Here is a 23,536-nt window from a genome sequence, read left to right as displayed (position 1 = left end):
CATGAGCTTCACCAAGAGCGCTGAGCCGCCTGAGGCCGCGCGTGTGGAGGCAGCCGGCCTGCGCTGGCTGAAGGAGGCGGAGGCCCAGGGCGGGCCCCGCATCGCGGAGGTGATCGCAGCGGAGCACGGCCGCCTGGTCATAGAGACTGTTTCGGCGGACGGGCCCTCCTCACAGGCTGCCGCAGCGTTCGGGCAGGCGCTGGCCCGCATGCACGGATCCCTGCCGGAGGAGGCCGAATTCGGCGAGCTTCCGACGGAGCACCCGGGGGGCGTGCCTCCGCTGTTCGGTCCGGCTGACGCCCTGTTCGAAGTGGGTGCCGATGCGTACGAATCCTGGGGCGTCTTCCACGCCAGGGAGCGGCTCGATCCGGTGCTGGAGCGGCTGAGCGCCAGCATCAGCATGGAGGACGCTGCCTTTCTGGCCAAGGCGCGGAACCGGATCGCCTCAGGCGAGCTGGACTTCGAGGAGCCGGCCTCACGGATTCATGGTGACCTGTGGGCTGGAAACGTCATCTGGAGCGCAGAGGGAGTCGTACTCATCGACCCCGCCGCGCATGCGGGACACCGGGAGGCGGACCTCGCGATGCTGTCGCTGTTCGGGCTTCCGCACCTGGACACGGTGCTCGAGTCCTACCAGGATGCCTGGCCGCTCACCGACGGCTGGCAGGAGCGGATCCCTGCGCACCAGCTGTTCTACCTGGCCACGCATTGGCTGCTGTTCGGCGGGAGCTACGGCCCGTCGACCGTGGAGGCGGCTCGGAGAACCGTGGAGCTCTGACAGACGCAGAGAGCGGGACCGGCCATTCGGTCCGGTCCCGCTCTCTGCGTCTGCTCTATCAGGCGTGCGTGCGAATCAGTCGATCTGGTCCGTCGGTGCCTGGTAGCGGAGGATGGCAGCGACGTTGTCCGTCACGCTGGCCCCGACCAGGGCGGCCGAGGCGTCCACACTGGCCGCAGCGGCCAGCAGAGTGTCCTCGTTCTCGGCCGGTGCGTCGTAGCGCAGCAGGATGGTGTCGACTGCTCCCAGCTGCACGGCCTTCATGATCTCGTCGTATCCTTCGACGGCCTGACCGTTGCCCTTGTTCTCCTTGTAGCGCTCCGTGACCTCACGGGCACGCTCCAGGGTGATCTCACGGGCCATGCGGCCGAGGCTCTCGTACAGCGAGTTCTCAACGCCCTCATCCGCGGAGTCCGACGGGATGCCGCCTCCAGCTTCGACCTCGCGGGCGATGGACTGAAGGTCGTTGGGGAGCTCATCCAGCAGGAGCTTGCGGCCTTGGACCTCGCCGGCCACGACGACGACGTCGGGGTTCCATGCCGAGGCGGCCTTGGATACCCGCTCGGTGATGTCGCGGATGTTCAGCGCGGCTGCCTCTTCGGCCCGCTGCTGCATTCTGCGGTGGTGCTCAGCACCCTCGCGGGGCTTGTTGACGCTCTCGGTGGCTGAGCCCTCGACCTGCGTCTCGGGAGCGGCGGCAAGGACTTCCTCGGAGGTGAAGACCTCGCGGCGAAGCACTGCCTTCTCCTGGTCGGTGATGACGACCAGTGCGCGCACGGAGCGGGCCCGCTGGCGGATGTAGTCGCCCAGGGCGGCGGGTTCGCCGAGGATGGCGTAGTCGCCGCTGTCGCGGGTGGAGTCGAAGTCCCGCTCCAGCAGCAGGCCGTCGCGGTTGGCGACCAGCACACGGCCTTCGGTCTGAACGGCCGTGATGTTCTCGGTCATGATGGCGTCGTCGAGGGCCTCGATCGCCTCGTCATGGGCGCCGGCATCCTCGAGCTGTCCGCGCAGCGAGTCCCAGCGCAGGCGCACCTCGTGCTCGGCCTCTGCGGATGCGGGCTGAGCCTGCAGGTAGACGGTGGCGAAGGGGCCTTCGGCCTCGTAGATGCCGCGAATCTCGGAGAGCTGCATGCGATCCACCTTTCGTTGTGACGTATGTGAACTGTGGGGAACGCTAGGAGACCGAGGTCGGCACCGGGTGAAAGAATCCTGGATGCTTGCTGGATGCACAGGCCGGTGTGAGGAAGCTCGCGGACGCCGGCGGCTGGGGCGCCCGGAAGACCAGGGCCCAGCGGGTCAGGCTGTGCGGCGCAGCAGGCCGAGCTCAGGCAGGCGGTCCACGGAGAACTCTCCGGGCCTGTGGAAGCGGCAGAAGCCGCCCTCGGGGACCTGCTGGAGGTAGGAGGCCATCTGGGCGAGCTCGGCGGCGGAGAAGTCCTCCACGCGGCGACGCCTGGCGGGCGCGGTGCGCTGGGACTCCTCCGGGGGGTCCACCGCGAGGCCGAAGAGGGCTTCGAGGGCGGCGACGTATTCGTTCGTCCGCCCCTCGGAGGCCAGCTCGCGGGCACGCACTGTGGGGGTGTGCAGGAGCTTCCGCACGATCCGTCGGGCGGCGAACTCCACCTCTTCGGCGGCGGCCGTGCAGCCGTGCTGCTTGCGCACCTTCTCCATCTCGTCGTCGAAGAGGGACTGTGTGTGCTTGCGCAGAGCGACGATGGCCTGGTCTGCGGTGCGCTCCCTGCGGGCGGCGAGGTACTGCTGCACCGAGTCCGCCACCACCGCGCGGGCCTGCTCCACCGAGGCGGAGGTCTCGTCGGGGGCTGCGAGCTTCACCGACTCCAGGGTGACGAGCTCCACTCCGGGCAGCTCGGCCACGTCCGGGGTGAAGTCGTGCGAGAGGGCAAGGTCGATGACGATCAGCGGGGGGCGGCCCTCAGCCTGGCGGCGCTCCAGCTGAGCCAGGCTGCGGATCTCGCCTGCCGTGATCCGCCGGTTTCCGCCGGACGCTCCGATGACGACGTCAGCGCCGGCCAGGGTGGGGGCCAGCTCGTGCATCTGCAGGTGACGGGCGGAGCCTCCTCGGGCGGCAAGGTGCACCGCGCGCTCCGCGAGGAACGCCTCGGCCCGTCCGGAGCCGGAGAACACGGAGATGTCCTGGACGCCGCGCTCGGCGAGCTGGGCCAGCGTCGTCCCTGCGTAGGCGCCGGTGCCGATGAGCAGTGCGTTGGCGGCGGGATAGAACGCGTCCGATCCGCCGCGGATGTCCCCGGCGATGTCCAGTGCCACGGAGACGATGGAGCGGCCGCGCGCTCCGAGCGCCGTGCGGGCGCCCACATCCTTGGCCGTGCGGGTGGCGGTTTCGAAGAGCTTGGTCAGATTGGCCGAGACCGTGCCGGCCTCCTGCGCCTCCGTCAGTGAGCGCCTGACCTGCCCGGCGATCTCACGCTCCCCGATGACGGCGGAGTCGAGGCCCGCTCCCACTTCGAAGAGGTGGCTGACGGCGTCGTCGTCCACGAGCACTTTGAAGCTTCGGGCGACGGTCTCCGTGTCCAGCTGGGAGGACTCCGCGACCGCCTCGATGAGGGTGCGGCAGGATGCGTCGATGCCTTCGGGGGTGTCCGACTGGGACTCCGCGTAGATCTCAAGACGATTGCACGTGGCCAGGGTGACGGCAGGCAGAGATACAGAAGCGGCGACATCGGCCGCTCCTGACGAGAGGGTTCCGACGGTCTCGAGGTCGAGGTCGGAGTGGGTTGCGACAAGTGAGAACAGAACCACGGCGTCCTACAGTCTAACTCCTCGATCTCCCGGGGGCACTTCAGGGGCGCACGCGCGCCGGGGGCCAGCGTGCACTGGCAGAATGGGCGCCATGACTCTGACCGGCCTCCCTGAGAACCACCCGCTCGCCTCCGGTGCCACCGCAGACTCCCCGCTGCTCAACCAGTACCGCGGCGGTCGCGACGCAGCCGGTGAGACGGCAGCTCCGCACCGTCGCCCGGTGTGGTTCATGCGGCAGGCGGGACGTTCGCTCCCGGAGTACCGCAGGCTCCGCGAGAACACCACCATGCTGGGTGCGTGCCTCGACCCTGAGATGGCCTCAGAGATTACGATGCAGCCGGTCCGGCGGCACGACGTCGACGCGGCGATCTTCTTCTCCGACATCGTGATCCCGCTGCGCCTGGCAGGCATCGACGTGGAGATCCAGCCGGGCGTGGGCCCTGTCCTGGGGAGCCCGGTGCGCACAGCCGCAGATGTGGCGAAGCTGCCGGAGCTGGATGAGGACGCGTTCGCTCCCATCGTCGAGGCCGTGCAGCTCACCACAGCCCAGCTGGGCTCCACTCCGCTGATCGGATTCGCAGGGGCCCCGTTCACCCTCGCCGCCTACATGGTGGAGGGCCGGCCCTCACGGGACCACCTGGGGCCGCGCACCATGATGCACGCCGACCCGGACACCTGGAGGGCGCTCGCCGAGTGGGCTGCAGCCGCCTCCGGCGCGTTCCTGCGCGCCCAGGTGAAGGCCGGAGCCTCCGCGGCTCAGCTCTTCGACTCCTGGGCAGGCTCGCTGGGCCGAGCCGACTACGCCGAACATGTCATGCCGCATTCGACGGCTGCCCTCTCGCAGGTCAGGGACCTGGGTGTGCCCCTGGTGCACTTCGGCACCGGCACCGGCGAGATCCTGGATCTGATGAAGGAGGCGGGAGCTGACGTGGTCGGCGTGGACTATCGCCTGAACCTGGCGGAGGCCACTCGTCGCCTCGGGGCCCAGACCCCGCTGCAGGGGAACATCGACCCGGCGCTGCTGACGGCGCCCTGGGAGGTCCTCGAGGCCCATGTGCGTGCGGTCGCCGAAGCAGGGTCCGGCGCAGCCGGGCACGTGCTGAACCTGGGGCACGGTGTGCCTCCCGAGACTGACCCCGAGGTCCTCACCCGCGTCGTAGAGCTGATCCACTCCCTGTGACCGTCGCCGTCGTCGGGGGCGGGGTCGCCGGAATGGTGGCCGCCTGGGAGCTTGCGCGCACCTCCGAGCGCGACGTCGTGATCTTCGAAGCATCTGACCGGCTGGGCGGGGCTCTGGCGCCTCTGCGGTTCGGCTCCGTGACCCTGGACGCCGGGGCCGAGGCGTTCGCCACCCGCGGGCCCGAGGTGCGGGACTTCGTCGAGCAGCTCGGCCTGGAGAGCCTGCTGACCGACCCCCACCCCGTCGGCGCGTGGCTGCAGCTCCCGCACACCGCCGGGCCTCTGCCGCTCGCCGGAATCCTCGGCATCCCCGCGGATCCTGAGGCTGAGGATGTGCGTGCCCTCATCGGAGACGCAGCCGCCGAGCGTGCGGCGCAGGACCTGCACGCACCGATGAGGTGGACCGCACAGGACCGCCCCTCGGTCGGAGCCGTGGTGAGGGATCGCATGGGCGATGCGCTCGCCGACACCCTGGTGGCCCCCATCACTGCTGGGGTCTACTCCGCGGGCCCGGACGCCCTGGATCTGAGGACGGTCGCACCCGGGCTGTTCGAGACGATGCTCACGGAGGGCTCGCTGGCGCGTGCCGTGGGCGCGCAGAAGGGGCGGCAGGAGGCTGCGGCGAAGGCCGGGTCCGCTGTGCAGTCCCTCAGGGGAGGGCTCTGGGGCCTGGTCGACGTGCTGGAGCGGCAGCTGCTCGCCGCAGGGGTCAGGATCGAGCGCGGTCGGCGCATCGAGGATCTTGCTGAGATCTCCGACTGCGAAGACATCGTCATCGCCCTCGACGCACCGGAGGCCTCGGACCTGCTGTCGAGGGCGCTGAGCTTCCCTCCCCTGCCGTCCGCGTTCGGCGGCCTCGGCACGACGATCCCGCGGTCCAGCGGAAGCGGACTCCCTCCGTGGCTCATCGATGACGCTACGCGAGGAGTCGCCCTGGTCACGCTGCTGCTGAACGCGCCTCAGCTCGATGCCAGGCCCCGCGGCACAGGCATGCTCGTCTCGCCCAAGGCGGAGGGCATCACGGCGAAGGCCATGACGCACATCTCCGCCAAGTGGGGGTGGGCGAAGGAGGAGCTCGACGCGCAGCTCGGAGCTGGTCATCACGCCGTGCGACTGTCCTACGGCCGCATCGAGGATCCGCACGGCCCCGGTCGGGGCTCCTCCGACGAGGAGCTGATCGCACTGGCGCGACGGGACGTGGTGACCCTCTTCGGCCAGGATCTTGTGGGAGGCCCGATCTCTGGGGAGCAGATCCTTGATGCCCGAGTGGCGCGATGGCAGAGGGCGCTGCCGGGCACAAGCGCCGTCCAGGCGGCCCGGCTCCGTGAGGTGCAGGCGGCGCTGCGGCGCAGCGGCAGGATGTCCGGGACCGGCCGTCCTCGGCTGCATCTGGCGGGAACGTGGTTTGCCGGAACAGGCCTGGCGCGCGTCGTCCCTCACGCGCGTAGAGTGGCGACGGACATCGCGCGGATCTCTTCTACGTGACGTAGAAGAGCCGCTAGAATGACGAATTGCGAATAACTCAGAAAAGCCTGTGCCGAAGGAGGCGCCCCCTATGAGCTACGGACGCAATGCGCAGCGGACTCCCGAAGAGGTCAACTCGTCCGGCAAGGATTGGTTCACGCTCTATGCCGTGTTCAAGCGCGCCTCCTGGCGCGGCTCCCTGGCGGGGCAGGGACGGCTGCCGTCTCAGCTCCTGCCCCGGAAGAAGCACGTCAAGGAGTTCGACGCCGAGGTCGCCTCCTTCGCGGGCAAGGGATTGGGCCGCGACGACGACGCTGTGGAGCTTCGGGGCGTCTACGACGTCTCCGGGATGCGCGCCGACGCGGACGTGATGGTCTGGCTGGTGGGGCACAAGGCGGAGAACATCCAGGCCGCCCTGCGCGCTCTGCACCGAACCCACCTGCTCGCGCGCACCGAGATCGCGTTCTCGGCGATGGGCGTGCACCGCACTGCCGAGTTCGCTCGCGGCCATGTGCCGGCCTTCGCGCGCGGCGTCGAGGCTGAGGAGTGGCTGTGCGTCTACCCGTTCAACCGCTCATACGACTGGTATCTCATGGACCCGGCCAAGCGCGGCGCGCTGCTGCGTGAGCACGGCGAGCTGGGCCAGGAGTTCCCCTCTGTCCTGGCGAACACCACGAGCGCCTTCGCCCTCAACGACTGGGAGTGGCTCCTGGCGCTCGAGGCCCCGGAGCTCCGCGATCTGGTGGACATGATGCGCCGGCTCCGGGAGTCGGAGACCCGCTATCACGTGCGCGACGAGACCCCGTTCTACACCGGGCGTCGGCTGGGCTCCGCTGCAGAGCTGCTGGAGGTGCTCCGGTGATCGTCCTGCTCGCTGCGTCTTCCGAAGCGGCCGCATGAGCCCCAACGGTGCCGCACTGCGCGTGGGAACCCGCGCGTCGAGGCTTGCCCTGAAGCAGACGGGCACGACCGCTGACGCACTGTCGGATCTGGCCGGTCAGGAGTACGAGCTCGTCACCATCAGGTCCGAGGGCGATGTGCTCACCGGTCCGCTCTCGCAGATGGGCGGGACCGGAGTCTTCGCGACGGCCCTTCGGCAGGCCCTCTTCGATGAGCGCGTCGACGTGGCCGTCCACTCCATGAAGGACCTCCCGTCCAAGGACCTCGAGGGCCTCTCCATCGCGGCGGTTCCGGTGCGCGAAGAGGTGCGCGACGCCCTGTGCGCAGCAGAGGGCATGATGCTGGAGGAGCTTCCCGAGGGCGCGACGATCGGGACCGGATCCCCGCGCCGGGCTGCGCAGCTCCGGGCCGCGCGTCCGGACCTGAATGTGGTGGACATCCGAGGCAATGTGGGCACCCGGCTTGCACGGGTCCGCGGCTTCGAAGACGCGGCGGAGGCGTCCTCGCAGGCTCCCGATGCTGCACGCGGCGACCTGGATGCCGTGGTGCTGGCCGGCGCCGGTCTGGGCCGACTCGGCCTGGAGGACTACATCTCTGAGCTCATCGACCCGGAGGTCATGACCCCCGCGCCAGGGCAGGGCGCCCTGGCTGTGGAGGTGCGGGCCCCTGATGCCGGCGGCATGACTGGTCTGAGCATGGCGCTGGCGCAGCTGGAGGACATCCCGTCGCGCCTGGAGGTCACAGCGGAGCGGGCTCTGCTCGCCCGGCTGAACGCTGGGTGCTCCGCCCCTATTGGTGGGCTGAGCCGCTGCGTCGATGAGCCTGACGGTGGGGTGCGCCTGCGCCTGGACACTGTGGTCTGCGCACCGGACGGCTCGGACGTCCAGCGCGCGGGTGAGGAGATCACCATGGAGGCAGGGCTGACCCGAGAGGCCGGGATGGACGCCGCTGCGAAGCTCGGCACGCGCGTCGCAGAGACGCTCCTCGCCGAGGACAGAGGCCTGCTGAAGCACGTCATCGACACCTGAGGAGCAGCGCATGGGTGATGCGGCGCCGCACGCTGCGGACATTCTGCAGAGACGACATGTCGACGAGGCCGGCTGATGGGCAGTCTCCGGATCGTCCTGACGCGACCGGCGTCCGGTGCTGGGCCGTTGGAGGACGGGCTCGAACAGGCGGGCCTCGTTCCGGCCCACCTGCCGCTCACGCGCCAAGCGCCCCCCGAGGACGGGAGTCGGCTCACCGAGGGCATCGATCGCCTGGCCGCCGGCGAATGTGACTGGCTGCTGCTGACCTCAGGCAATACTGTTCGGTTCCTCCTCGAGGCCGGGTGGGCGGGCGCCGTCCCCCCGGGCACCCGAGTGGGTGCGGTGGGTCCCGGCACTGCCCAGGCGCTGGCCCGGCTCACGGAGATCGACCGCCCATGGGTGCCCGCGCTCCACAGCGCACAAGGAATCCTCGACGAGTTCGGGCAGGCCGGCGCAGCGAATCGGATCTTCCTTCCGCAGTCGGCCCAGGCCCGGCCGCTGCTTGCGGATGGTCTTCTGAGCAGGGGCTGGCAGGTTGTCTCGGCCCCCGCCTACAAGACGGTCCCCGTGCAGGGACCTCTGCCCTGGCGGCCCGAAGCCGAGGACGTCGTTCTGGTCACGGCCTCATCGGCGGCTCACGAGTGGGTCCGCCGTGGTCTCAGCGCCCGGGCGGTCCTGGCTATCGGTGAGCCCACCGCCCGGAGTCTGCGCGAGCTGGGCGCACCGGCGGATGCTGTTCTCGCAGAGCCGACCGCCGCAGGCGTGCTCGCGGCGGTCGAATCGTTAGGCTGAGCCCATGCCTTTCCCCGCTGATCGTCCCCGCCGTCTGCGCCGGACGCCTGCCCTTCGCCGGCTTGTCGCCGAGACGCGCCTGCACCCCGCTGACCTCATTCTTCCGATGTTCGTGCGGGAGGGCCTCTCGGAGCCGTCGCCGATCATTTCGATGCCCGGCGTCGTCCAGCACACTGAGGCGACCCTCCTGGATGCTGCGCGGGAGGCCCGTGACCTGGGCCTGGGCGGCATCATGCTCTTCGGCATTCCCTCCGCGCGGGACCCGCAGGGCAGCGCCGGCACCGATCCCGACGGCATCCTCAACCGCTCGATCCGCGCTGTGAAGGATTCCGTGGGAGAGGAGCTGCCGGTGATGAGCGACCTGTGCCTGGATGAGTTCACCGACCACGGGCACTGCGGCATCGTGGATGAGACTGGGTATGTGGACAACGACGCCACCCTGGAGATCTACGCGCTGATGGGCGTGGAGCAGGCCAGGGCGGGTGCTGACGTCGTGGCGCCGTCAGGGATGATGGACGGCCAGGTGGCAGTGATCCGGGAGGCTCTCGACGACGCCGGCTTCCAGCACGTGCCGATCCTCGCCTACGCCGCGAAGTACGCGTCCGGCTTCTACGGACCTTTCCGGGAAGCAGTGGATTCCCAGCTCAAGGGAGATCGCAGGCAGTATCAGATGGATGCCCCGAACCGCCGGGAGGCGCTCAAGGAGGTCGAACTGGACCTTGCCGAGGGCGCGGACATGGTGATGGTCAAGCCTGCCTCCGCCTACCTGGACATACTGGCCGATGTCGCTGCGACGTCCGATGTGCCCGTTGCTGCCTATCAGGTGTCGGGGGAGTACGCGATGATCGAGGCCGCCTCCGCCCAAGGGTGGATCGACCGGAAGCAGGTGGCGATGGAGTCGCTGATGGCCATCCGCCGTGCAGGAGCCGACGCTGTGCTGACCTACTACGCCGCTGAGGCGGCTCGATGGATCAAGGAGACACCATGACGACCAACGCTGAGCTGTTCGAGACCGCGCAGACGCTGATGCCCGGCGGGGTGAGCTCCCCGGTGCGGGCCCACGGGTCCGTGGGAGGCACCCCGGTGTCCATGGTCGCGGGCGATGGCGCCTGGCTGACCGACGCCGAGGGCAGCTCCTATGTGGACCTGGTGGGGTCGTGGGGCCCTGCCCTTCTGGGGCACAGGCACCCTGCGGTGATCGAGGCGGTGCGGTCGGCGGTCGACTCCGGCCTGGGCTTCGGCACGTCGCACCCTGGTGAGGCCCGGCTGGCCTCATTGGTGAGGGACAGGGTGCCGGGCGCAGAGCGGGTGCGGTTCGTCTCCACGGGCACGGAGGCCACAATGACGGCGGTCCGGCTGGCCCGTGGCGCCACCGGCAGAAACATCGTGGTCAAGTTTGCCGGCTGCTACCACGGGCACTCTGACGGGCTGCTCGCCGCGGCAGGTTCGGGCGTGGCCACCATGGGCCTGCCGGGATCTGCGGGAGTGACCTCGGCGCAGGCCTCCGAGACGATCGTCATCGAGTACAACGACCGGGGAGCCCTCGAGCAGGTCTTCGCTGAGCACGGCGAGAGCATCGCTGCGGTGATCACGGAGGCGACCCCCGCGAACATGGGCGTGGTGCCCCCCGATGAGGGCTTCAACGCGTTCATCCGTGAGGTCACGCAGAAGCACGGCGCCCTCATGATCTTCGATGAGGTCATGACCGGCTTCCGCATCACGGAGGCCGGCTATTGGGGAGCCTCCGGCCGTGTCGAGGGGTGGGCCCCCGACCTGTTCACCTTCGGGAAGGTCATCGGCGGAGGTCTTCCGACGGCGGCGCTGGCAGGCCGCGCCGAGCTGATGGAGCACCTGGCGCCCACCGGGCCCGTCTATCACGCGGGCACCCTGTCCGGTAACCCAGTGGCGATGGCTGCCGGGGCGGCCACGCTGGAGAACGCCGATGCTGCGGTCTATGCGCATCTCGACGAGACGGCTCGGACTGTCGCTGACGCACTCACTGCGTCCCTGACCGCGGCCGGGGTGGACCACTCGCTGCAGAAGGTGGGCAATCTGTTCTCGGTGGCTTTCGGGACCTCGGAGAGCGGTGTGAGCAACTACGCACAGGCTGGGGCGCAGGAGGCCTTCCGCTACGGCCCGTTCTTCCACGCGATGCTGGATGCTGGGGTGTACCTGCCGCCCAGTGTCTTCGAGGCATGGTTCGTGTCCGCGGCCCACGATGAGGCCGCTGTCGATCGGATCCTGGAAGCGCTGCCCACGGCGGCAAAGGCTGCCGCACAGGCCGGCTAGCGAAGGGCCGGGAGGCTGAGCTGTTCGGCGGCTGCGCCGAGCAGGCCGTAGTCGACGCGGTCGCCGAGCCAGCCGCTGACCAGCAGGTAGAGGCCGATGAATGCCAGAACGGCGAGGATGATGATTCTCACCGGAAGCCCTTTGCCCGTGTCCTCCTCGGGGCGCTCATCGTCGTCGTTGAGGTGCGGGTAGTTGCTCATGCGGCTGACACCTCCTGCTGCACGGGCCAGGCAGGGTCCACGACTGCTTCCGGCTTGGCCCGCCTCAGCCATTCCTGAAAGTCGGCGGCCTGCTCCGCCTTCCAGCTGACCTGCATCTCGTGGAGCTGAGCAGCTGGGACCTGAAGCTGCGGGTACTGCTTCGCCAGGCACATGGCCACCTCCACGGCGGCTGCGGCGTCGGCGGCTGCTGAATGGGCTGCGTCCAGGACCACCTTGTACACCCCGCACAGGTCTCCGAGGGTGCGCTTGCCGCGGCGGAACTTGTCCACCTGCTTATCGATCACCAGAGGATCGATGACGGGGAAGGGCAGCGGAAAGCCCACGCCGTGCCGGGCCGCCTCGTGCTTGAGGACAGTGAAGTCATAGGGGGCGTTCATCGCCACCACAGCGGCTCCCGCATCGAACTCTTTGGCCAGCTCCACGACGAGCTGCCGGACAGCTTCGCCCGCAGGCATACCCTCTGCCTGGGCGTATTCGGTGCTGATTCCGTGAATCTCAGTGGTCTCCGGGGGGATCTCGACCCCTGGGTCCACCAGCCATTCGCGGATCTTGACGGCCTCAGCGCCGGGCTCGAGCTCAGCCAGGGCAGCGGAGACGATGCGCGCTTGGGCCGGGTGCCGGGACGTGGTCTCCACGTCGAACCCGACCACCCGCCCCGTGTGCCACGAACCGGCGGCGGGAGTGATCTCAAACAGGGCATCGCTCATGATCCAGCACTTTACAGCGCGGCCGGGACATGCCGCAGGACTCGCAAGGCAGCTCCGAGTGTGTGCGCAATTCGCGCGCGGCGAAGTGGGCTCAGGCCGCTTCACACAGGCATGGGCCTGGCGTAGCGTGGTGAGCACCGAGACGTGCAGAAGAAGACTGAGCGCGCTGAACCGAACCGTTATGAGGTAATTGAGATGTCCCAGGAAACTGCAGCTCCCCAGCCAGATCTGAAACAGGCCCTGCTGACCGCAGCAGACGGTGAGACCAAGACGGAGGAGCTGGTCGACGTCGTCAACGCCTTCCTGCAGTCGCAGGTCTACCTGCCCACGGTGGAGCAGGCGTCTGAGGACGGCACGATCAACCCGCTGATGCTCCAGGACACTGAGGAGAACGCGGTGATGCCGCTCTTCAGCTCCGAGGACGCCATCCCGGCGGAGTACGCCGAGCGCGCCCCGCACACTGCAGTGGTGACTGGAGTGGCCATCCTGCAGTCGGTGGACAACGCCGGCGTGGTCATCGACCCGGGCGCAGATCACCAGTTCCCGCTGAGCCAGGAGCAGATGGCAGCCATCCGTCAGCAGATCAGTGAGGCAGCCGGCGACGACGCAGCCGAGTGAGCGCTGAGCTGAACCATTCACCGTGGGGCGGTGGGCCGTGTGCCCGCCGCCCCACGGTAGGTTTGGGAGCATGACGGATCAGACCCCGAGACTGACCATGACCTCTCCGACCTCAGGAGCGTCCTGGTGGCCTCCGCCGCCAATGCCGATGCCAACAGCAAGCAGTACCTCGATGACGACATCAGCGCCATCTTCACCTCCTTCCTCCAGGTGGACGTATTCATTCCCAGCGTGAGCGCGGCCGATGACGACGGGTTCTCGCCGCTGCTGATGAAGGGTCTGGACGGCGGGCCCATCCTCCCCGTGTACACCTCGGACGAGGCGGTCCCCGCAGAGCTGCGGGAGCAGGTCGAGACCGTCGCAGAAGTGCCGGGGCAGGGGTGGTCCAGTCGCTGGCCAACGTCATGGTCGTTCTCGACCACGGGACAGGCCACCAGTTCTTCATCACGGCCGACCAGTGGTCCTGGTTCCGCTCCCAGGTCCTCGACACTGAGGAGGCATGAGTGAGCGCTGATGTCCCCGGACGCCTGCGCGGCGTCCCCGAGCTGGTGGCAGCGGCCCGCGCTCAGGAGAATGAGCATCGCGCATCAGCGGAGAAGATCACCCACCTGCTGGCGTTCCGGGAACGCATCTGGAACGACGCAGAGGCTGCCGCTGAGGCCGCAGGCGTCCAGGGCGCCGAGCTGGAGGCGCGGCTGGAGGCCGCCGATGACGGGGTGGCCCGCGATATAGAGGCCGCACTCGGCCCCCGCGGGTACGGGGAGCCTCTCCGCAACCCCGAGGTCACCATCCTGCAGGCCCTCGATGCCGCCGAATGGGTGCGGGAGGAGAACCCCAACGCCTGGGCAGAGTTCGCCGCCGGACGCACCGACCTTGCCTGGGTGCGCCGCACCTTCGAGAAGTCCCGCGCGCCGCTGCCTGCCTCGGCGGACCCCCAGGCTATGGCCGAGGCGGCGAAGAAGGCTGAGGCGGTGGAGGCGGAGCTCGTGGCTCGCCGGAACAGCCGGATCCGCAGCTGCGTGCTGCTCTTCGCTCTGGGAGACGCATGGGGCAGGAAGCTCCTTCCGTCACGGCCGATGAGCCGCCGGTCGCCGGCGCTCCGCCGGTTCCCCAGGAGCTGAGGATCACCGATGAGACGCAGATGGGACTCTGCACGCTCGATGCCATCAGGACGCTGCGCCGTCGCGGCTTCACGCTGGAGGGGCTCTCGACCGACGCCGGAATGCAGAACACAGTGCGGCGGGCCTTCGCGGATGCCTACCTCGAGTTCGCCCATGACCCGGACAATGACCGCGGCACGGGAGCGACGGAGATGGCGGCGCTCGCCGGCTACGAGGCGGCGATGGACAAGATCACCGGCGACGAGGGCGCTGACAACAGCAGCCTCGGCTCCGGCGCTGTCACCCGCGCGCCCTGGCTGGGGCTGCTGCCCTACACCCGGCCGACCCTGATGAGCCTTGCGGTGCTGCAGGCGCAGACCACCCACGGGCACCCCAGGGGATGGGCCGCTGCGGCAGTCACCACTCTGCTGATCAACGATCTGCTCAACGGGCGCGTCTCAGCGCCTGCCGAGCCTGAGCTGCTGCTGCATGCGGCGAGGATCGTCGACGAGGTCCGTGAGATGGACTCGCCCCTGATGCAGGTGATGGTGGAGGAGCTCGATGCCCTGGAGCGGGAGCTGCTCGGCTTCGCGGCGCGCTGGTACGCCGTGGAGAAGACCCTGACCCGGCCAGAAGCCCGCAGGCAGATGTGAGCACGGTGTTCGGCGAAGGAGAAGCAGCCGATGCGACGCTCTACAGCGCGGTGGGAGTGCCGTCGGTCTATGCCGGCGAAGCGGTCATCCCCACTCTGCGCCGGCTGGTCTCAGTTCGGGGCGATTCCACGTCGACTGCGGCATTGGGCGGCGCAGTGATCGGCCTGCGGCATCCGAGGAACCGGGCGGCGCTGAACATGATTCGCGGGCGGCTGGAGCCCCGCTATCGCAGGGAGCTGGACGACGCCGCTGAGTTCCTCATCACGCACCATCTCTGATGCTCGGCGGGGCCCTGAGCATGCGGAGGGACGGAGCCGATGCGACCGGTTCGGCCCCTGCAGCTCTGTGCGTCGGAGGAGATGTCCGTAGGGGCGTCTACTGTGGTGTGCCATGGGAAGCGTCGATGGGAGCCGCGTGGCTGAGCTGAGCGAGAGCAGGACGGCGGACGCTGATCAGGTGAAGGTCCTTCAGCTGTCCGGCGCTGAGCATGGCCCAGTGCTGGTGTGGGGCGGCCCCGGGACCGGGAAGAGCACCTTGGCCGAGGAGCTCTGCGTGCGCTTCCTGGCCCAGGGCCACGATGCCCGTCGGACGGTGCTGCTCTCTCCGACCCGAGCCTCCGCGGCGCGCATGCGGGAGCGCATCGAAGATCGATGGGCTGCCGAGACCCCGGACGCAGCGCTGAGCGACCAGCCCTCCCGCTCCTTCGCCTCCTACGCCTTCTGGCTGCTCGGCGAGGCGCGGCGCCGTCGCATCCTGAACTTCGCCGCCAGGAGCCCCCGGCTGCTCTCGGGCGCTGAGCAGGACCGGATCATACGGGAGATCCTCACCGACATGCATACGGCTGAGGCCGAGCATTGGAAGGGATCGCTCGCCGACGCGGCCACCACCGAGGGCTTCCGCAAAGAGATCCGTGAGCTGATCGATCGCACCTCGGAGCACGGCATCTCCCCGGAGCTCCTCACGCGCCTCGGACAGCAGCATGGGAAGCCGGAATGGGAAGCAGGGGCTGAAGTCTGCCGCCGATACGCAGAGGTTCTCAGCAGCCCTGCCTACGCCGACGCCTTCGACCCCGCCGGACTCATCAATGCGGCAGTTCGGCTGCTTCAGGACAGTCCTGAGCTGCTGGCCGCTGAGCGCGAGCGGCTCCAGCTCATCATCATCGATGATCTGCAGGAGGCAGGGGCCAGCACCTTCCGACTTCTGCGCCTCATCGGTGCCGGCCGGCCCGTCGTCGCCTTCGCCAACCCCGACGCCGCCGTCCAGGGCTTCCGCGGCGCTCGCCCCGACAGGCTCCGCGAATGGACCGCCGCCGGTCAGGCGGGAGCCATGCAGCCCGACGCTGCCGCAGGGCTTCCGGGCAGGGAAGCCTCCGTGCTCACACTGAGCACCGGCTACCGCCTCAGCCCGGGACTGGCGGACATCTATGCCCGCACTGTGCAGCGGATCGGAGCTGTCGGGCCGGCAAGCCTCCGCCGCCCCCGCCTCGCTGCCGCTGACGAGCGAGTCGATGTCCCGGCGTCAGCGGTGACCGCCGCAAGCGGCCACGTGGCCGAACAGGCCCTTGTTGCGGAGATCCTCACCCGCTCCGATGATGCGGGGGTCCCGTTCGACCAGATCGCGGTCATTGCGCGAAGCGGCGCAGCTGCTCACCATCTTGGGCAGGTCCTGCGTGCGCACAGCATCCCGGTGATCCAGCCCATGAGCGAACTCGTCCTCAAGCAGGAGCCCGCGGTGGCGCCCCTGCTCAGCATCCTCGAGCTCGTCACCGCCGACACCCTGCCCTTCGCCCAGGAGAGCGACGTGCCGAGCTTCCGCGTGGAGCTCGAGAGCCTCATCGACCTGCTCGGCAGTCGGTACGGGGACACGGACCCGTTCAAGCAGCGCCGACTGCGGCAGCTCCTGCGCCAGGCGGAGCGCCGCCGCGTCCAGGAAGCCGGGGCCTCGGCACGGGACTCGGATGCGCTGCTCGTCGAAGCCGGCAACAATCCGGACGCGGAGGTGCTGCGCGACGTGGCAGAGAGCTTCCCCGGCATGGCCTACGGGATCAGCCGCGTCGCGCGGATGATCCGCGCGGCCCGAGAGATCGTCGAGACGAATCCGCACGGCGTCGGCCCCGAGGAGGTTCTGTGGGCCGCGTGGGAGGCCGCAGCCGTCTCCGACCGCTGGGCGGAGACCACGCGGGCAACCGGATGGGAGGCTGAGCGAGCCGATCAGGATCTCGACGCCGTGCTCGCTTTGTTCCATGCTGCGGAGCGCTTCGCCGACCAGAATCCCAGAGCGTCGGCTGCGAGCTTCGCCGATCACATGAACCGTCTCGAGCTGCCGATGGACACCCTGGCCGAGGGTGCCGCCCCAGATGATGCCGTTCACCTCCTCACCCCCGCGACCGCGGCGGGCCGGGAGTTCGACACGGTGATTCTCACCGGCCTCCAGGAAGGCGTCTGGCCCAATCTCAAGCCGCGCGGGCAGATGCTCAGCAGCACGGACCTGGTCGAGGTGGTGGAGCATGGAGCCTCGCCGGAGGACAGCAGCCCGCTGGTGCGCCGCATCCGCACGCTGCAGGACGAATACCGTCTCTTCGCCGCCGCGGCGTCCCGGGCGCGCGCCCGCATCTTCTCCGTTGCGGTGGAGGCGGAGGAGGAGCAGCCCAGCATGTTCCTCGACCTGATCACGCCCGCCCACCAGCGTCCGCCCGTCACCGCACTTGCTCCGGACCCCGTCACGGGCCCACGGCTGGTCGCCCAGCTCAGACGCCGCCTCGAGGCAGACCCAGAGGATCGTGCCGCCGCCGAAGCGCTGGCAGCGCTCGCCGAACACCGCATCAGCGGAGCAGACCCGCTGCAGTGGTGGGGCCTCCATCCGCTGAGCCACGATGGGCCGCTGCTCGACCCGGATGAGGAGGTCCGAGTCTCACCCTCCAGCGTAGGCGGCGCGGTCGCCGATCCGCTCGGATGGTTCACGGCCGAGGCGGGCGGCACCGAGCCCACCGACTTCAGCCGCATGCTGGGCACCCTCATCCACGAAGTCGCCGAGAACCACCCGGAGGAGACCGACCCCGAGGAGCTCAGCGCCGCGCTCGCCTCTCGATGGAGCCAGCTGGCGCTCGACCCGGGGTGGCAGGCAGAGGCCGAATGGGCGCGCGCCCAGGACCTGCTCCGGCAGCTCGCCCAGTATCACCGGGAGTCACGCGCTGCGCGCGAGCTGGCCCACGTCGAGCTCAAAGCGGCTGCAGCCACCACGCTCACGCTGTCCCACGGCGAGCGGGACGTCATCATCAGCGGCATGATCGACCGCGTGGAAAGAACCCCTGAGGGCGGACTGTGGGTCATCGACCTCAAGACCGGCCGCAGTGCGGCCACCGCCCAGGCGACCGCCCGCCACGGCCAGCTGGGCACCTATCAGCTGCTGCTTGCCCATGCAGAGCTTCCCGAGGGTCTCCGCGCTCCGCTGGAGAAGGCCGCCCTGCTGTACGTCGGCGTGAACAGGAACCCGACGACCCGAGAGCAGGATGCCGCGCCCCTCGACAACCCCGAGGCGTGGCCGCACCGCATGCTGCGCTCCGCCGCAGAAGTGATGACGGGCGCCCGCTTCGTCTCCCGCCGCACTCCAGGGGGAGGCTGGAGCGGGCCCGGCCAGGCCGTCAGTCCGCTCAGCCCCCTCGCCGATGAGAACAAGCAGGTGACCCAGCCGTGAGCGTTCAGCCCCCCTTACCGCGATACACATCCGCTGAGATTGCTGAGCGGCTCGGAGCGAACCCGCCCACGCCCGAGCAGAAGGACGTCATCGAGGCGCCCCTTGAGCCCACACTGGTGATCGCAGGCGCCGGATCCGGCAAGACCGCAACCATGGCGGACCGGGTGGTCTACCTGGTGGCAAACGGCATGGTCCGCCCCGACCAGGTCCTCGGCGTCACCTTCACCCGCAAGGCCGCCGGCGAGCTTCGGGAACGTGTGGTCCACAAGCTCAGCCAGCTCGTCAGCGTCGGCATGGTCGACCGCGACGCGCTCCTGCCCGAAAACACCCTGGGCGAAGACGTGGTGCTCGATCCGGAAGGGCTCGTCGCACCCGTCATCTCCACCTATCACTCCTACGCACAGTCGCTCGTCGCCGAGCACGGCATGCACATCGGGCTGGAGCCCGAGACGGCACTCATCGGCCAGGCCGCAGCATGGCAGCTCGTCACCCCCCTCATCCGCCGCTACGAGCGGGGGCAGGCTTTCGTCGATGCGGGAACAGCTGCCTCCTCACTGCCGAAGCAGGTCCTCACACTCGCCGGCGACTGCGCTGAGCATCTCGTCGCCCCCGAGCAGGTCACCCAGCACCTCAACGAGGAGATTGCTCGAGGCGAGCGGCTGGCCGAGCAGAAGGGGAAGGCTCTCACCAACGGAGAGCAGCGCCTCCTCGACCTGCTGCGCACCCGCCGAGAGCTGCCCGAACTGGTGCGCCGATACCACCAGGCCAAAGAGGCCGAAGGGCTCATGGACTTCGGCGACCTGCTCCGTCACGCAGTCAGCATCGCCCAGAACGTGCCTGCGGCCGCGGCAGCCGAACGCAGCAAGTACAAGCTGGTCCTGCTCGACGAGTTCCAGGACACCTCCTACGCGCAGCTGGAGCTCTTCGCGAAGCTCTACGGCGAAGGCGCGGGCACTGCGGTCACCGCGGTCGGGGACCCCAATCAGTCCATCTACGGCTTCCGGGGCGCCTCGGCCGGGCAGCTCTTCGACTTCTCGCACAGATTCCCCACGGTCCATCCCGGCACAGGCGCACGTGCCCCCGCCCAGCTGCGGCAGCTCACCGTTGCCTGGCGCAACGGCCGCGCCATCCTGCGCATCGCCAACACCGCTGTGGAGCGCTTCGCACAGGATGCGCGCAGCCCGCAGCAGCGATGGCATCGATCCACAGCTCACCTGCGGCAGAAGCTCAAGCCCCTGCGCACCCCCGACGCGGCCGGCATCCTCCCTCAGAGCAGCGTCCCGAACGGCGAGGTCCGGTACGGCTTCTTCACCTCGGACGCCGACGAGGCTCAGACCATCGCCGCTCACCTCACCCACGAGATCGACTCTGCTCGGAGTCAGGGACAGAAACCGCCCTCGTGTGCGGTGCTGGCGCCCACCCACAGCCAGCTTGCCGACATCGCCGAGCATCTGCGCCGGGCGGGCCTGGAGTACGAGCTCCTCGGGCTGCGCGGCCTGCTCTACGTTCCCGAAGTCGCCGAGACGCTCGCGCATCTGCGGGTCCTTGCAGATCCGAGCCGGTCCGACGCCATGATCCGCATCCTTGCCGGCGCCCGCTGGCGGATCGGGCCCAAGGACCTCCGCACCCTCGGACAGTACGCATCCGGCCTGCAGAGCCATCGGCGGCGCCAGCCCCGCCCCGAGACGGACGAGGCCCACGACGCCGAGCGGCTCCCGACCTCCGAGCTGGAGATCGACGAGCTCTCCAGCCTCGTCGAAGCCCTTGACTCCCTCCCGCGAGACCCAGTGCGTCTGACGGAGCAGCACCGCTTCAGCGAGACCGGCGCACAGCGCCTCCTGCAGGCGCAGGACGACTTCCGCGCCCTCCGCGGACTCGTCGGCCTCGAACTCGGCGTCCTCATCCAGCGTCTCGTGGCGCACATCGGCCTCGACGTGGAGGTTGCCTCCCGCCCCTGGGAGGCCCAGCACCATGCGACTCGCCAGATCGACGCGTTCATCGAGCAGGCACAGTCCTACAGCTCCGGCGCCGATCCCACAGATCTCCGCGGCTTCCTCGAGTGGCTCGACGCCGCCGCTGCCCAGGAGAAAGGCCTGGAGCAGGCTCCCAAAGATCCGATGCCCGGTGCGGTCCAGCTGCTGACAGTCCACGCCTCCAAAGGCCTCGAATGGGACGTGGTGGCCGTGGCCGGCCTCCGCGAGGAGAAGTTCCCCCAGCCCAAGGGCAAGGCCCAGAACTGGCTCAACAGTGAGGCGAATCTGCCCTGGCCCCTTCGAGGAGACCGGGAATCGATCCCGCAGTGGGACTCCGACCAGGAGACCGCCCAGTTCTGGGCCTGCTCCGCAGGGGTGGCCAGCTCCACAAAGTACGAAGGAGGCATCTTCAAGGAGGACTGCGTCTCCTTCGCACGGGAGGAGCAGCGCCGCCTGGCCTACGTCGCCTTCACCCGAGCCCGACGGCTGCTGCTGTGCACCGGCGCCAGCTTCTACGGCTCGGCAGGGGGCAAGGAGCCCTCCGAGTTCCTCGCCGAGATCCGGAAGGCTGCTGAAGCGGCCGGGGGAGAGGGCTTCGCCGAGCTCAGCTGGTACGAGTACGACCCCGACGATCAGCCGGAGAACCCAGACGCCGGGCAGCTGGCCGTCGCCGAATGGCCCTACGACCCGCTCACCGAGGTGACCATTCGCCGTGTCGAGCATCGACAGGCCGACCCGGAGGACCCCACCTCCATCGACGAGTACGTGGACCTGGAGGATGACGCCCCCGTCCCCAAGACCCGACGGCCCGCCCTGGAGGCCGCCGCGCAGCTGGTGCGCGACGCGCAGACAGCCGTCGGCAGCGCGGACGTGCCTGCCGAGAACCCCTGGGCGGAGCGGGTCCACCACGTGATCAGACGGGCCGAGCTCGCACGTCGCGGCGCCCGGCGGCCCGACCTGCCCAAGCACCTCAGCGCCTCACGGCTCATCGCCCTGGCCCAAGACCCCGCCGAGGTGGCGGAGCAGGTGCGGCGCCCCGTGCCCCGGCGGCCCTCGCGAGCAGCCCGGCGCGGCACAGTCGTCCACGCCTGGGTGGAGCAGCAGTTCGACGCCACAGCGCCCTTCCCCGAGATCGACGACGCTGTCTCAGCCGATAAGGATCTCGAGCGCCTCTTTGATCTCGACACCGTCCGGGAGAGCTTCCGGGCCACCGAATGGGCGCGCCGGCAGGTCTACGCCATGGAGATCCCCGTAGAAGTCTCCGTCGCCGGAGTGACCCTGCGCGGACGCCTCGACGCGGTCTTCGGCACAGACCCAGAGGGGCGGCAGCTCGGCACTGCCGACTACGACCGCTGGGAGCGGCTGCCCCAAGCCGACCGCAACGCGGCCATGGCCCAATGCACATGGGACCTCGTCGACTGGAAGACAGGCAGGGTGCCCACCGGACGGACCCTCCACGAGAAGCAGCTGCAGCTGGCCGTGTACCGGCTCGCCTTCAGCCGGCTCTACGGGGTACCCGTCGAGCAGATACGCACCCACTTCGTGTACCTGGACCACGGGCAGACGCTGACCCCCGAGGCCCTTCAGACCGAGGACGAGCTCGAAGCACTCATCCTCGAGGCGCGCTCAGCATTCGGCTGAGCCCAGATCCGCTAGGGTGCAGGGCATGTCTGCCATCACCATCAGCGCATCCTGGATCGACCGGTACACCTCCGCCCTCGAGGCGAAGAGCCTGAGCCACCAGGTGGGCCCGTTCAACGACATCACCGTGACCGTCGAAGACGCCGAATACGTCATACGCAACACCGCGAGCGTGGTGCCCCAGCGCATCCACCTCGTCGGCTACCCCACCGAGCCCATCACCGCGGACCCCGACCAGCTCGAGAGCGTCACAGTCAAGCAGCAGTTCGACGACATGACCATCCGAGCGCGAGGACGCGCCCTGCCCGACCACCAGGGCCGGGTCTACTTCGACCTGATCTGCGTCGCAGGCGAACCCGGCGACGTCCCCGCCCAGGAGCGCCTCGAACGGCTCCTGCCCCAACTGTTCGTCCTCATGACCCAGATGCAGCAGCAGCTCAGAGACTAGAGGCCACACCGGCTCAGACCGGGTGGCCCCCTCGGCGGGCCATCCGGATCGCAATGAAGGCGATGACGACGCCCGCCGCCGCGGCGATCGCACCCGCATAGGCAGGCGAACGCAGCGGCTCGTCGCCGATCTGCAGATCGATCACCATTCCTCCGACGAAGGCGCCCATCGCGTTCGCCGCATTGAACGCCGAATGGTGGAACGTCGCAGCGAGCTGCGGCGCCTTCGGCGCCACATCGATCAGGTGGGTCTGCAGGGTCGGGCCCAAGCTCGACGCAGAGATCCCCACCAGCACCAGCAGAGTGATCATCAGCCACGGAATATGAGCGAAGAGGCCGAACGCCGTCATGAAGACCGCCACCAGGGCCATCGCGACCAGCGCGGTCCACAGCACAGACTTGTCCGACATCCAGCCGCCCACAAAGTTTCCCAGCAGCCCGCCCACTCCGAACAGGAGCACCACAATGGGCAGCGCCGATTCCGCCAGGCCCGTCACGTCCACCGCGATGTGAGAGATGTAGGCATAGATGGCGAACATGCCGGAGAAGCCGATGACGCCCATCGCGATGCCCACCCACAGGCGCGCGTTCGCCAGCCCGCGCAGCTCTCCCGAAAGGGAGGCGCCCGCAGGGGGCTGCTGCTTGGGTGCGAAGAGCACGATGGCCACCATGGTCACCACAGCCAGGGCCGCCGTGACCAGGAACATGGCACGCCAATGAGTGTTCTGGCCCAGCCACGTCACCGCGGGCACACCAATGACGTTGCAGACCGCCAGGCCCGAGAGCACCGTCGCGATGGCCTTCGCTCGCTGCGCGGGACCCGCCATCTGCGCGGCCATCAGGGCGGCCACAGCGAAGTACGCGCCGTGCGGCAGCCCCGAGAGGAAGCGCGCGACGAGCATCAGCTCGAAGCTGGCGGTGAAGAAGCTGATGATGTGAGCGGCGATGAACAGCACCAGAAGCATCAGCAGGAACGACCGGCGCTCACGCTTGGCGCCCAGCAGGGCGAGCACCGGTGAGCCCAGCACCACCCCCAGCGCGTAGAAGGTGACGAGCATGCCGCCCTGCGAGATCGAGATCCCCAGGTCCTCCACGGCTTCGCGCTGAAGGCCCATGATCGCGAACTCGGTGACCCCGATGGAGAACCCTCCGAGGGCCAGAGCGAGGATCGCGACCATCACCTGCCTGCGCGAATAGGGCGTCTGACTGCCCGGCGCGGCGGGCTCCTGGCCCGTGATCGCCGGCACCGAACCGGTGACAAGCGGAACCGGCCCG

At 69.1% G+C, this 23,536-nt stretch carries 21 protein-coding genes; 16 read left to right on the top strand and 5 right to left on the bottom strand.

Annotation, left to right across the window (positions count from 1 at the left end; genetic code table 11):
- The first annotated feature begins 1 nt into the window (after position 1).
- A complete protein-coding gene (locus tag FS388_RS03790) occupies positions 2–778 on the top strand; it encodes a fructosamine kinase family protein (protein WP_146339853.1) in 777 nt (258 codons plus the stop codon).
- Positions 779–853: 75 nt separating this feature from the next.
- Here the strand turns inward: FS388_RS03790 and FS388_RS03785 are convergent, their stop codons facing one another.
- Positions 854–1,909 (bottom strand): hypothetical protein, encoded by a 1,056-nt coding sequence (locus FS388_RS03785; RefSeq protein ID WP_146339851.1) that lies wholly within the window; start codon positions 1,907–1,909, stop codon positions 854–856.
- A 165-nt stretch (positions 1,910–2,074) separates the two neighbouring features.
- Complete coding sequence (locus FS388_RS03780; RefSeq protein WP_146339849.1) at positions 2,075–3,556, bottom strand: glutamyl-tRNA reductase; 1,482 nt, start codon at positions 3,554–3,556, stop codon at positions 2,075–2,077.
- A gap of 82 nt (positions 3,557–3,638) precedes the next feature.
- On the opposite strand from FS388_RS03780, the gene hemE reads away from it, so the two are divergent.
- From hemE to hemL, 7 genes are all read left to right on the top strand, one after another.
- A complete protein-coding gene (hemE, locus tag FS388_RS03775) occupies positions 3,639–4,736 on the top strand; it encodes a uroporphyrinogen decarboxylase (RefSeq protein ID WP_146339847.1) in 1,098 nt (365 codons plus the stop codon).
- A complete protein-coding gene (locus tag FS388_RS03770; RefSeq protein WP_146339845.1) occupies positions 4,733–6,220 on the top strand; it encodes an NAD(P)/FAD-dependent oxidoreductase in 1,488 nt (495 codons plus the stop codon). The genes hemE and FS388_RS03770 overlap by 4 nt, the downstream gene beginning before the upstream one ends.
- Before the next feature lie 70 nt (positions 6,221–6,290).
- Positions 6,291–7,061: a hydrogen peroxide-dependent heme synthase gene (hemQ, locus tag FS388_RS03765; protein WP_146339843.1), complete on the top strand. Its 771-nt coding sequence runs from the start codon at positions 6,291–6,293 to the stop codon at positions 7,059–7,061.
- A 34-nt stretch (positions 7,062–7,095) separates the two neighbouring features.
- Entirely contained in the window at positions 7,096–8,127 is a 1,032-nt protein-coding gene (gene hemC, locus FS388_RS03760; RefSeq protein ID WP_146339841.1) for a hydroxymethylbilane synthase, read from the top strand.
- A gap of 75 nt (positions 8,128–8,202) precedes the next feature.
- Positions 8,203–8,919 (top strand): uroporphyrinogen-III synthase, encoded by a 717-nt coding sequence (locus tag FS388_RS03755; protein ID WP_146339839.1) that lies wholly within the window; start codon positions 8,203–8,205, stop codon positions 8,917–8,919.
- A 4-nt stretch (positions 8,920–8,923) separates the two neighbouring features.
- Positions 8,924–9,907 carry a porphobilinogen synthase gene (gene hemB / locus FS388_RS03750; protein ID WP_146339837.1) on the top strand — a complete coding sequence of 328 codons (984 nt, stop codon included), beginning with the start codon at positions 8,924–8,926 and terminating at the stop codon, positions 9,905–9,907.
- Positions 9,904–11,208 carry a glutamate-1-semialdehyde 2,1-aminomutase gene (gene hemL / locus FS388_RS03745; protein WP_146339835.1) on the top strand — a complete coding sequence of 435 codons (1,305 nt, stop codon included), beginning with the start codon at positions 9,904–9,906 and terminating at the stop codon, positions 11,206–11,208. The genes hemB and hemL overlap by 4 nt, the downstream gene beginning before the upstream one ends.
- Here the strand turns inward: hemL and FS388_RS03740 are convergent.
- Both FS388_RS03740 and FS388_RS03735 read right to left on the bottom strand, forming a co-directional pair.
- On the bottom strand, positions 11,205–11,408 hold the full coding sequence (locus tag FS388_RS03740) for a hypothetical protein (protein WP_146339833.1): 204 nt from the start codon (positions 11,406–11,408) through the stop codon (positions 11,205–11,207). The two genes, hemL and FS388_RS03740, sit on opposite strands and share 4 nt — an antisense overlap.
- Complete coding sequence (locus tag FS388_RS03735) at positions 11,405–12,136, bottom strand: exonuclease domain-containing protein (RefSeq protein ID WP_146339831.1); 732 nt, start codon at positions 12,134–12,136, stop codon at positions 11,405–11,407. Before FS388_RS03735 ends, FS388_RS03740 begins: the two co-directional genes overlap by 4 nt.
- Before the next feature lie 195 nt (positions 12,137–12,331).
- Here FS388_RS03735 and FS388_RS03730 point away from each other — a divergent pair, with 195 nt between their 5' ends.
- From FS388_RS03730 to FS388_RS03695, 8 genes are all read left to right on the top strand, one after another.
- Positions 12,332–12,754, top strand: coding sequence for an SseB family protein (locus FS388_RS03730; protein ID WP_146339829.1), 423 nt, complete (start codon positions 12,332–12,334; stop codon positions 12,752–12,754).
- Positions 12,755–12,880: 126 nt separating this feature from the next.
- Positions 12,881–13,261 carry a hypothetical protein gene (locus FS388_RS03725; protein WP_146339827.1) on the top strand — a complete coding sequence of 127 codons (381 nt, stop codon included), beginning with the start codon at positions 12,881–12,883 and terminating at the stop codon, positions 13,259–13,261.
- The gene (locus tag FS388_RS03720; RefSeq protein ID WP_168198584.1) at positions 13,258–13,875 is read left to right on the top strand and encodes a hypothetical protein; all 618 of its coding nucleotides are present in this window, start codon (positions 13,258–13,260) and stop codon (positions 13,873–13,875) included. Before FS388_RS03725 ends, FS388_RS03720 begins: the two co-directional genes overlap by 4 nt.
- Positions 13,800–14,507 (top strand): ADP-ribosylglycohydrolase family protein, encoded by a 708-nt coding sequence (locus FS388_RS03715; protein WP_146339823.1) that lies wholly within the window; start codon positions 13,800–13,802, stop codon positions 14,505–14,507. The genes FS388_RS03720 and FS388_RS03715 overlap by 76 nt, the downstream gene beginning before the upstream one ends.
- On the top strand, positions 14,504–14,785 hold the full coding sequence (locus FS388_RS03710) for a hypothetical protein (protein ID WP_146339821.1): 282 nt from the start codon (positions 14,504–14,506) through the stop codon (positions 14,783–14,785). The genes FS388_RS03715 and FS388_RS03710 overlap by 4 nt, the downstream gene beginning before the upstream one ends.
- A 136-nt stretch (positions 14,786–14,921) precedes the next feature.
- Positions 14,922–18,200, top strand: a complete 3,279-nt coding sequence (locus tag FS388_RS03705; RefSeq protein ID WP_168198583.1) for an ATP-dependent DNA helicase — start codon at positions 14,922–14,924, stop codon at positions 18,198–18,200.
- Positions 18,197–21,814, top strand: coding sequence for an ATP-dependent DNA helicase (locus tag FS388_RS03700; RefSeq protein WP_146339817.1), 3,618 nt, complete (start codon positions 18,197–18,199; stop codon positions 21,812–21,814). Before FS388_RS03705 ends, FS388_RS03700 begins: the two co-directional genes overlap by 4 nt.
- A gap of 25 nt (positions 21,815–21,839) precedes the next feature.
- The gene (locus FS388_RS03695; protein ID WP_146339815.1) at positions 21,840–22,262 is read left to right on the top strand and encodes a hypothetical protein; all 423 of its coding nucleotides are present in this window, start codon (positions 21,840–21,842) and stop codon (positions 22,260–22,262) included.
- Between the two features lie 13 nt (positions 22,263–22,275).
- Here FS388_RS03695 and FS388_RS03690 read toward each other — a convergent pair whose 3' ends face one another.
- Positions 22,276–23,508: an MFS transporter gene (locus FS388_RS03690; RefSeq protein ID WP_246836282.1), complete on the bottom strand. Its 1,233-nt coding sequence runs from the start codon at positions 23,506–23,508 to the stop codon at positions 22,276–22,278.
- Positions 23,509–23,536: the final 28 nt, after the last annotated feature.

The sequence above is a fragment of the Nesterenkonia sp. NBAIMH1 genome (genome assembly GCF_007922635.1).
GTDB classification, from domain to species: domain Bacteria; phylum Actinomycetota; class Actinomycetes; order Actinomycetales; family Micrococcaceae; genus Nesterenkonia; species Nesterenkonia pannonica.
Note: the sequence above shows the minus strand (reverse complement) of the source record. Positions and strands in the feature narration are given on the sequence as shown.